We start from the raw sequence: 9,969 nt of genomic DNA, 5'->3' as shown, positions 1-9,969 counted from the left end.
GGGAAGGAAGCCCGCGAAAGGTCAGGGGAGGGGCTGCTCGAGCAGGAACCGCTCGAGCGTCATCGGCTTCGGCAGTTCGGCCGGCTTGATCTGGGGGACACCCACGAAGGGCGACGCCTCGAAGTACCACTTCTCCAGTGCCGGCAACCCCCAGCGGGCGTTCGTGCTCAGCGAGGCCGCGTCCCAGCGCACGGGCTCGATCTCGGTGTCGATCGTCTGGTAGTGGCTGTTGAAGACCTCCACCCGGTGACCGTCCGGGTCACGGAGGTAGGCGAAGAGCATCCCGCCCGGACCGTGCCGTCCGGGGCCGCGCTCCACGCCGTCGCCGTAGCCGAGGATGCCCGCCCAGTCGCAGGCGGTGAAGATGTCGCGGCTCTCGGAGACCGTGTACGCGAAGTGGTGCAGGGCGGGACCGGTGTTCTCGACGATCGCCAGGTCCAGGCAGGTGCCCTTGCGGTACATGAACGCACCCAGCAGCTTGTCGCCGTGCTCCAGGTACTCCGAGTTGCGGAAGCCGAGCTCGCTGTAGAAGGCGCACAGTTCGAAGGTGTCGGGCGCGAAGACCTGGTAGTGGTCCAGCCGCTGCGCGTGCGCGCCCTTGTACCGCTCGAAGTCGATGTGCAGACGCGGCCGGGTCTCCATGTGCGCGCACAGCTCCAGCGGCGTACCGATGGGGTCGCTGACGTGCAGCGTGCGGCCCTGGTGGGGGAGGTCGACCCACTCGGCGGGCAGACCCCGCTCACGGAACCAGGCGTACGCGGCGTCGAGGTCCTCGTCGAAGAAGACCCGGAAGCCGATCCTCCTGCACGAGCCCGCGCCCGCGCCCTCGTCGGCCTGCTCCAGTACGAGGCTGTGGTGGCAGGCTTCGGCCAGGCCGCGCAGGTAGCAGGTGCGTTCGTCCTCGTCGCTGACGACGAGCCCCAGCGCGTTCACGTAGAAGTTCCGGCTCTCGGCCAGGTCGGCGACCGTGAGACGGACGTGGCTGGAGCGCGTGATATTGAAACTCGGGCGCAGATTGACGGGTGGCAGCATGCTGGGCTCCGTACTCCGATCGGCTCTGAATTTCGATGACTGTATTACGTGGCATTTCGCGGCCGTTTTACGGCTTGGCCGCGACGGACCCGGCTCCGGGGAATGTGAAGGCGGACCATCCGCTGAATTCCGCGGATTCGCCGAGGGACTCCTCGATGCGCAGAACCTCGTTCCACTTGGCCATGCGCTCGGAGCGGGTGAACGAGCCCACCTTCAGCTGGCCGGCGTCCCAGCCGACGCTCAGATGGGCGATGGTGACGTCCTCGGTCTCCCCGGACCGGGCCGAGACGATGGTGCCGAAGCCGGCGTCCTTCCCCGCGCACAGGGCCTCGAACGTCTCCGTGACCGTACCGGCCTGGTTGGGTTTGATGAGGACGGCGTTCACCGATCCGCCGGCGGCCGCCGTCTCCACCCGCTTGGCGTTCGTGACCAGGTAGTCGTCGCCGATCACCTGGCAGCGGTGGCCGTGGCGCCGGGTGAACTCCAGCATCCCGTCGTGGTCGTCCTCGCCCACCGGGTCCTCGACGGACAGGATCGGATACTGCTCGATCCAGCCGCCCAGCATGTCGATCAGCGCCGCGGTGTCGAGCTTGCGGTCGTCCAGTGCCAGCGTGTACTGCCCGCCGCTGCCGAACTGCGAGGCCGCGATGTCCAGCGAGATGCCGACCTGGGTCGCAGGCGCGAAGCCCGCGGTCTCGATGGCGAGCGTCAGCGTCTCCAGCGCCTCCTCGTTGGAGTCGAACGCGGGCCAGAAGCCACCTTCGTCCGCCACGCCCTGGGCCTTCCCCGCCTTGCGCATCAGGCTTCCGGCCGCCCGGTAGATCTCCGCCGTCCAGTCCAGGGCCTCGGAGAAGCTGCGTGCCGCGGGGCACATCACCATGAAGTCCTGGACGTCGACACGGCGGTCGGCGTGGGCGCCGCCGCCGAAGATCTGGATCTCCGGCAGGGGGATGCGGACCGGCCGTCCGCCCGCCAGATGCTGCCACAGTGGTACGCCCGCCGACGCCGCGGTGGCGTGCAGGACGGCCATGGACGTGGCCACGATCGCGTTGCCGCCGAGGCGGCCGCGGTCGGGGGTTCCGTCGAGGTCCACCAGGAGCCGGTCGACGGCCTCCTGGTCACCCGCGTCACGGCCGGCGAGGGCGGGCGCGATCTCCTGGTTCACCGAGCCGACCGCGCGCTGGACGTCGAGCCCACCGAAGCGGCTGCCGCCGTCGCGCAGGTCGAGCGCTTCACCCTGGCCCGTCGAGGCCCCCGCCGGTGCGATGGCCCGGCCGATGGCGCCGTCCGAAAGATGGGCCTCGACCTCGACGGTCGGCCGACCGCGTGAGTCCCACACTCTGCGGCCGTACAGCTTGGCGATCCGCGCGTCTGTCATGGAGGTGCAACCTTTCGGAGTGCGGGCGATCTGGATGGTGAGGAGTGGGCCCGGGCTCGTGCCTGTCCATCGCGGGACGACCCCGCAGCCGGAGGCTGGGGAGGGCTCGCCGGCGAACGGGCCCGACGGACCTGGCACCACGGCGGCACCCGGATGAGCGCGGTGGCGCTGCGGGCCAGGGATGGTGCGGCTCTCGTCGTGGTCGTGCCAGGGCCGGCGCGGGATGCCGCGTGCGGAGGCGATGACCGGGCTGCTCGCCAGCCACCTCCTGGTAATGCTAACGATAGCGCAATCGTGCGGACAGTTCACGGCTCTGTCAAGGGCGAGGTGGCACTTCGCCTCTGTGGGCTTGTCGTTCGCTTGGCTCTCTTGGTCGGCCCGCGGTCCAATGCTATCGTTTGCACACCATGCGCACCCATTGCGCTCCGGCGTGGTACTCCGGCGGATCCGCGCTCTTCCTGGATGGACGGGCAGCACAGGCGGGTGCGGGTCCGCCGGTCCGGATCGCGGTCGACAGGAAGGCGAGCCCGATATGGCATCCGAACCCTCTCCCACGCCGATGACCCTCACCACTGTGGTGGCCAGCACACGCCCCGGACGTGTGGGCAGGTCTGTCGCGGACTGGTTCAGCGACCGGGCGGCACAGTACGACCAGTTCGAGTCGCACCTGGTCGATCTGCGTGAACTCGCTCTTCCCTTCTACGACGAGCCGCATCCGCCCGCTCTGCGGCAGTACACGAAGAGCCACACCCGTGCATGGAGCCGGATCGTCGACGAGTCCGACGCCTTCGTCTTCGTGACCCCGGAGTACAACGGCGGCTTCCCGGCTCCCCTGAAGAACGCGTGGGACTACCTCGCCGTGGAGTGGCAGCACAAGCCGGCCGCGTTCGTCAGCTACGGAGGTGTCTCGGCGGGCACCCGGGCCGTACAGATGGCCAAGCAGGTCGTGGCGAACCTCAGGATGCTGCCGATCGGTCCGACCGTGAGCATCCCCTTCGTCAACGAACTCGTCGAGGGCGGCGCCTTCCGGCCCGGCAAGATACACGAGGCCGCGGTGGAGCGGGTGCTCGACGAACTCGCACGCACGGCCCGCGCCATGCGCCGACTGCGCAGTGGAACGTACTGACCTGACGGCGGGAAGGAGAAGGCGCCCGGGGCACCGAGCCCCGGGCGCCTTCTGTTCATGGGTGAGGTCATCCGCCGTTCAGTCGGGCTGAGTCCGACTGCCGGGGGGCGCCGTGCTGCCGCGCAGGCGCGTCCGCGCAGCAAGCTGCAGGTGGGGCATCGTGTGCAGGAGCTTGACGGACTCGGTGTGCGGGCGCGCGGTGGGCACGATGATGACCCCGGCCACGCGGTTCGCGGACAGCTCCCGCACCAGCCCCACCACATTGCTGGACGCTCCGCACATCATCCGCGCCGCGCGATTGGCGACGTACCCATCTCGGAAGCGGCCTGGCGGACCCGGAACTTTGTCTCCTCGCTGATGCGGGGGTCGTCGGCACGTGCCCGTCCCACCGTCGACACGGAGACTCCGCGTCGTTATGCTAACGTTAGCATTGTCGAATGGGTCGCGCGGCCGCCTGTGGCTGCGGCCCCGGATCTTCGGATTCGCCCTACAGATACGCCTCTGCAACCACGCCTCTGCAACTACGCCTTGCACATCGACGAGGTCGACCGCGAGGTGTCGGAAGTCCCCATGTGCTTCATGAAGCCGAGCACCGCGGGGACAGGGTCGGATGATGCCCTTTCCTATCCGGTGGACGGTGAACTAATCCGTTGCCAGGGCGAGTTGGTGGTCGTCATTGGAAAGGAAGCCCGCCATGTGAAGCCCTCCGCGGCGCATGAATTTCCAGCGCGAGGAAAGCCAATTCGGCACACTTCTGATCGGAAACGGGCGAGTGCTCTTCGGTGTTCCCGCCATCGTCAGCTGCCTCGGCCGTTTGCCTGACGCTGCCGCCCGGAGACGAGATCGAGGGCATCGGCGTCCCGCACAGCCCGGTCGTGGCCGGCGAGCCGCTGGCATGCCGGCTCTTCGAGTTTGCGCGGTGCGTGCGTCAGCGTCCGGTGGAGACGTGCCGTCACCCAGGAGGACGATGGGGGGCGAGCCGGCTCCGACAGTCCTGGTCCATGCCGTACAGGGGCCGGGAGTGGCCCGGACCTGCAGGTGGCCGGTCCCTCCCGTGACAGCTCCACCGCTCAACTCCGAAGACCCGGTATGCCGCTGTGTGCACCGGGCGTCGGCCCGGTGCACACAGCGGCGATGTCCTGCGGGTCGTCCCCCTAGCGGACCGCGTTGTTGAACTGCGAGGGGCGGACGAAGGCGAGGGCGGCGGCACCCACCAGCGGGAGGAGCGTGACCTGCAGCAGTCCCGCCCCGCTCCAGCCGAAGGATTCCACGAGGGTTGCGAAGAGCAGGCCCGAGAACGCCGCCGGTCCGTAGTAGCTGCTCACGAAGAGGCCGGAAGCCCGTCCGATCTGCGCGGGGCGCACGGCCCGCTGTATCGCGCTGTTGGTGTTGGGGTAGATGAAGCCCAGGCCGAAGGCGCCCATGAGGAAGGCAAGCACGCACTGCACGCCGATCCCGGCCTGCGTCTGGTAGATGCACACGCTGATCGCGGAGACGGCCAGCAGGCTCAGGATCAGCAGGTTGCGCTGGTTCACGCGGTCGCCGAGCCAGCCGCCGAAGATGGCTGTCATGCCGCCGAAGCCGAGGAGGCTCATGGCCAGTGCGGCCTGTTCGGGGCTGTAGTGCAGCGAGGTGATCAGGTACGTCGGGTAGAGGCCGAGGAACCCGTAGATGGCCACGCCGCTGACGACCGCGTGGACGGCCAGCGCGATGGTGTTGCGGTTGTAGGCGGAGGCCGGCATGTACTCGTAGGTTCCGGTCGAGACGGCCTTCTCGACGGAGGTCTCGGTCAGGCCGGCTTTCACGAGGAACAGGGAGGCGGCGGCGATCAGCAGGCCTGCCGCGCCGAACACGTAGAACGGCGAGTGCCAGGTGCCGTGCATGCTCATGAGCTGGACACCGACCAGCGGGGCGATGAACACGCCGATGGAGTAGCCCACACCGATGACGCCGAAGGCGAGGCCCCGCCGGTGGGCGAAGAAGGCGCCCATCGCCGCGAAGATGGCGGCCGACTGCATGCCCTCTCCGAATCCGGAGACGACCCGGTACACCGTCATGTCGGCGAAACCGATCGCCAGCGGCGTGGCCATCGTGCCCAGGGAGTAGATCACGATGCTGGCCAGCAGCACGGTCTTGCGGCGGAAGCGGTCCAGTAGGTAGCCCGCGGGCAGGCCGGCCAGGGCCATGCCGAGGGTGAAGTTCGTGGCCAGGAGCCCGCCCTGCTCCAGGGAGAATCCGTACTCCTCACGGATGTTCGGCAGAAGCGGAGGGAAGACCTGCCGGTCCATGGCGTTGACCATGTAGGAGAGGACCACCAGCAGGAAGCCCGCTGCGATCATGCCCCGGGAAAGGGGGGCCCGGTCGTGCTCCTGGGTGTCGGTGGGCGCTGTGCCGGTGTCGACTTGCGCTGCGTGAGTCATAGCGGCTCCTGAGAAGGAATGGGCCACGGCAGGCCGCGGCGGATGCATCGCGGGTACGGGGCTGTAGGGGGAATCGCGAGAGACGGTGAGCTGAACACGGACTGGGCTCGGCGACGTTGCGATACGTCGTCGGCCGGGTGGAATGAGGCGACGGGCTGCCCCGCGGTCGGACACCGCGTGTGCAATTCAGCCGTATATCGCCTGTCGGGGACGTCCGTGGCTATGGCGCCTTCGACAGCCGGACCTCGTGCGGACATTTCCTGGCCGCACGGTCGGTGCTGGCAGAAACCATGGAGGGAAGTCCCTGGCGCGTCAAGATGCGCGCAGTGGATTTCTTCGGCGGTCCTCGTTTTTCCTGCGGTGACCGGCTTCCGCGGCTCTGCCGGGATCTGTGGCCGGTGGAGTTCTTCGGCTCTCGCGGAGGCTGCGACCGGGTGCAGACGATCGGACAGCTGCGCACCCTTGACGCGTCGAAGACCCTGAATGCTATCGTTAGCATCACGTGGCTGTGACAGAGTGCTTTCGACGTGCCCGACATCCGTAACCCGTTCCAGGGGCGTACCGCGGCGCCTCGGCCGACCACAAGTCGGCGAGCGTCGGCATCCGATCGGAGGCCGAGCGACCCTCTCCACCGCCACCCGGCCCATGGCGGTCGACGGCCCTTCGGACGTGCCGTCGGCCGCCCTTCCGGGTGGCGATCAAACCTGCTGACCGGATGCGACCGGGCGGGACGCCCGGACGTCCGCCGTGAGCGGCACGATTCTGCGAGGACGACCTGCCATGACACCATCGAGCCGCCCGGGCACCGTGCTGCTCACCGACCATGCCTGGCCCGACGACACCGTTGAACGATCGGTGATCGAGGGCGCGGGTCTCACCCTCGTGACCGGCCCCGCCGGGCCGGCCTCCGCGGAGGCCGGCGAGGAGCTGGTCGCGAAGTACCGGCCCGCCGGGATCCTCACCTGCACGAGGTCGTGCTTCACCCGCCTTCACCGTGTGCTCGGTGACCGCCGCCGTCGGCGCGGCCGTGGCCCTGGGGCTGTCCCGCGCGGCGAACCACGGATGACAGGCGGACCGCATACGGGAAATGAGGCACGCCGACCGCCCGCGCGTGTCGTTCAGCTGTGGTGTTGATCGCGCCCGCGTACTCCGGTGACGAGCACTCCGACGGCGAAGAGCAGGACGAGGACGAAGATGGCGATACCGAGGACGTCCTGGAGCCCACTGGCCAGGCCGCTGTAGCCCACGTCGACTCCGAAGACCACCGAGCACACGCCGGCCACGAGGGCCGTCCAGCCCAGCCAGCCGGCGATCCGGCGACCGCTGAGAATAGCTGCGCCGAACAGTGCCAGGGTCAGCCCGAGCAGGATGCGGAAGTAGCTCTGGAATCCCCATTCCAACCAGCGCACGGTCTCGGCGTTGGCGAAGCGGATCTGCTTCTCCGCGCCCGAGGCGCCGACCCAGGAGTCGACGGCCTGCTTCAGTCCCACGCCGTCCAGCCCCTGCAGCACGGCCCAGACCGCGGCGGTCGCCACCGCTGCCGCGGCCGCGAGCCGAGCGACCAGGGCGGACCCGTCGACAGGGCGCAGGACGCGGTACAGCACGAGCAGGCCGCCCAGCGTCACCAGGACGCCGATGAACTGGCCGAGATGGACTGCGATCCAGCCGCTGCTGTCCGCGTACTCAGTGAAGATCGCCGGGTGGTCGTTTTCCTCTCCGGACGGATGAAGTGCGGCGGTCAGGATGACGTTGAGAAGGAAGCCCCCGAGCATGAGCCCGCCGGCGATCGTCAGCGTGCGGCGTTGCGAGCCGGCTGTATCCGTCCCTTCGCCGGCGTGTGTAACCGGACCCATGAGCAGCCCCCAGTCCTCTCGACGTCATCGACCGACGTTGTTGAAGATCACCGGATGTGGCCGCTGTCTCAGGAAACGCGGCATCGCCTCACTCGAACGAGGCCCGATCGCGGCCGATCGGGCCACCGCCCGGGGCACACTTGCGTATGGCGCACATCGCCTTGTCGAGGACCGGACGCAGCGCCCGCGCCGTGCCAAGGAAGCGATGCGAGGGCGTACGCCGGCCGAAAGTGCTCCGCACGCCGGTTCGTCAGTGGTAGGCGTGGACGACGGCATGGCCCTTGCCGCGGCCGATCATCCACTTGTTGACCGGCGTGGTGATCAGGAAAGCCACACCGAACCCGCCCAGCAGGGCCGACCAGAACAGCCCGTCCGACAGGTGGGCGTCCATCGCGCCCGGCGTCAGGGCGATGATCGCGTTGTCGACGAACTCCATCACCGCGATCGAGATGGTGTCGGCGGCCAGCGCGACCCTGATCGCGGACTTGAGGCTGAGGCCGGCCCGGCGTACTGCGAACAGGGTGAACGAGTAGCCGAAGAGGAACGCCAGCGCGATCGCCAGGACCATGGTGGGCACGTTGCCCCACAGCAGAGCGGTGCCGATCACCATGCCGAGGATCTCGCCGATGGCGCACCCGGTCAGGCAGTGCAGCGTCGCCTTCACCGCCATGGGCCAGGACGCCCCCGCCTGGGCGCCGTGATGGGCCGTCTGACCTGCCTGACCTGCCTGGCCATGGCCCTCGTGCGTGGTGTGGTCGTGCGGGGTGCCGGTGTGGTGAGCGGTGTGATCCATGACCTTCATCCCCTATGTCCGTCCCATGGTGACCCCTTCCCGGGGGCTCACACTGATAACCATATACCCCTGGGGGGTATTTCCTCGATGCGCTGGCCCACCCTTCGTGGGTCAATGCGGAGTGACCTCTCTGCCGCACCGATGACGGCCGCGAACGCGGTGCCCTGGGGCTGGTTCACGTCTTCTTGCCGAGGTCGTCGGAGCGCGTCACGAAGCGGGCGGCTCCCCCGTTCACGCGGAACAGGAACCCGCCACTGTCGTCTTCGACCCCGAAGTACTGCGAGGTGGCGTCAAAGCTCATGAGGCGGGTGATGCCCTGCCAGGGGCGGCGCAGGAGTTCCGAGCGCAGGGCGGACCGGCCGTCGTCGCCGACGGAGGCGAGGCCATGGGCGGCGAACCGGACGGCGTCGTACGCCTCGGCCGCCCAGGGGCCGGGCGCGCGTTCGTGGCGGGCGCGGAACGCGGCGGCGAACGCCTTGGTGCGGGGGTCGGCGCTCGCGTCGGTGTAGCCGGTGCCGATCCTCCAGTCCTCGCCCACTGCGAGGAAGGGGGCGCCGAGGACGTGCTCGCCCGCGACCCGGGCGCCTTGGTGGCCCGCGTTGCGCAACGCGCGGGCGCAGGCGGCGGCGCGGTCGGGGCTCACCCCGGCGAAGAGGACGGCGTCGCGGGGGCGGGCGGCGATGCGGCGTGCGGCCTTGGTGAAGTCCTCGTCCGCGGAGACCTCCTCCACCGCCGTTTCGCTGTGGAGCTTGTCGTGGACGGTGGTGATGCGGACCGTGGGCAGGCTCTCCGCCTCGGTGGCCAGGTCGTGCACGATCACCGTGCGGGCGGGTTTGACGACCCGGTTCAGATAGCGCAGTACCGCGGGCGGGCCGCTGGTCCGGGTCGAGCGCAGCACGAGGGCGGTGGTGGTGCTGACGACGTTGAGCTCCTCGGTGTCGGCGCGGGTGACCAGCACGGTCAGCCGCGCCTTCGTGCAGGGGGGCAGAGCTGCGGGCACCGTCGCGTTCGTACCCGCGGCGATCACCACGGACACGTCCGGGTCGGCGGCCAGCCGGGCGGCCGCCTCGGCGGAGCCCGCCGCGGTGCCGCGGTCGTCGGCCATGTGCAGCACGAGGTCGACGGTGCGCCGGGCGTCCTGGTTGTGCTGCTCGACGGCGAGGTGGGCGCCTCGCTCGTGGGCCGTGAAGAAGGGTTCGTCCGGGCTGCCGAGCAGGGAGACCACGTGGCGGGGCCGCCGGGCGGAGCCGGTGTTCGCGGATGCCCCGGACCGGCGGCCCCACTGCCACCACGCTCCTGTCCCGGCCGCCGCGGTGACACCGAGTGCGGCCCCCGCGGTGAGCAGGCGGCGCCGGGTGGGTGAGGGC

At 69.4% G+C, this 9,969-nt stretch carries 10 protein-coding genes; 2 read left to right on the top strand and 8 right to left on the bottom strand.

Annotated elements, in window-relative coordinates; all coding sequences use genetic code 11:
* Positions 1-21 precede the first annotated feature (21 nt).
* Entirely contained in the window at positions 22-1,032 is a 1,011-nt protein-coding gene (locus FNH04_RS33690) for a VOC family protein (RefSeq protein WP_152789645.1), read from the bottom strand.
* Between the two features lie 67 nt (positions 1,033-1,099).
* A complete protein-coding gene (eno, locus tag FNH04_RS33685; RefSeq protein ID WP_152789644.1) occupies positions 1,100-2,410 on the bottom strand; it encodes a phosphopyruvate hydratase in 1,311 nt (436 codons plus the stop codon).
* 532 nt (positions 2,411-2,942) lie between these two features.
* On the opposite strand from eno, the gene FNH04_RS33680 reads away from it, so the two are divergent.
* On the top strand, positions 2,943-3,536 hold the full coding sequence (locus tag FNH04_RS33680) for an NADPH-dependent FMN reductase (protein ID WP_152789643.1): 594 nt from the start codon (positions 2,943-2,945) through the stop codon (positions 3,534-3,536).
* A gap of 78 nt (positions 3,537-3,614) precedes the next feature.
* Here the strand turns inward: FNH04_RS33680 and FNH04_RS48115 are convergent, their stop codons facing one another.
* Positions 3,615-3,785 (bottom strand): hypothetical protein, encoded by a 171-nt coding sequence (locus FNH04_RS48115; protein WP_228031770.1) that lies wholly within the window; start codon positions 3,783-3,785, stop codon positions 3,615-3,617.
* A gap of 32 nt (positions 3,786-3,817) precedes the next feature.
* On the bottom strand, positions 3,818-3,925 hold the full coding sequence (locus FNH04_RS48750; RefSeq protein ID WP_322724609.1) for a hypothetical protein: 108 nt from the start codon (positions 3,923-3,925) through the stop codon (positions 3,818-3,820).
* Between FNH04_RS48750 and FNH04_RS49520 the strand changes: the two genes are divergently transcribed.
* Positions 3,894-4,358, top strand: a complete 465-nt coding sequence (locus FNH04_RS49520) for a fumarylacetoacetate hydrolase family protein (protein WP_228031769.1) — start codon at positions 3,894-3,896, stop codon at positions 4,356-4,358. The two genes, FNH04_RS48750 and FNH04_RS49520, sit on opposite strands and share 32 nt — an antisense overlap.
* Before the next feature lie 332 nt (positions 4,359-4,690).
* Here the strand turns inward: FNH04_RS49520 and FNH04_RS33665 are convergent, their stop codons facing one another.
* The 4 genes from FNH04_RS33665 to FNH04_RS33645 all read right to left on the bottom strand — a co-directional run.
* Entirely contained in the window at positions 4,691-5,956 is a 1,266-nt protein-coding gene (locus FNH04_RS33665; protein ID WP_152789641.1) for an MFS transporter, read from the bottom strand.
* Positions 5,957-7,074: 1,118 nt separating this feature from the next.
* Complete coding sequence (locus tag FNH04_RS46810) at positions 7,075-7,728, bottom strand: hypothetical protein (protein ID WP_194236901.1); 654 nt, start codon at positions 7,726-7,728, stop codon at positions 7,075-7,077.
* A gap of 331 nt (positions 7,729-8,059) precedes the next feature.
* A complete protein-coding gene (locus FNH04_RS33650) occupies positions 8,060-8,602 on the bottom strand; it encodes a DUF4396 domain-containing protein (RefSeq protein WP_152789640.1) in 543 nt (180 codons plus the stop codon).
* A 175-nt stretch (positions 8,603-8,777) separates the two neighbouring features.
* Positions 8,778-9,969: ABC transporter substrate-binding protein (locus tag FNH04_RS33645; RefSeq protein ID WP_152789639.1), on the bottom strand; the 1,192-nt coding region annotated here is incomplete at its 5' end.

This window comes from Streptomyces phyllanthi (assembly GCF_009377205.1).
In the GTDB taxonomy this organism is placed as follows: domain Bacteria; phylum Actinomycetota; class Actinomycetes; order Streptomycetales; family Streptomycetaceae; genus Streptomyces; species Streptomyces phyllanthi.
Note: the sequence above shows the minus strand (reverse complement) of the source record. Positions and strands in the feature narration are given on the sequence as shown.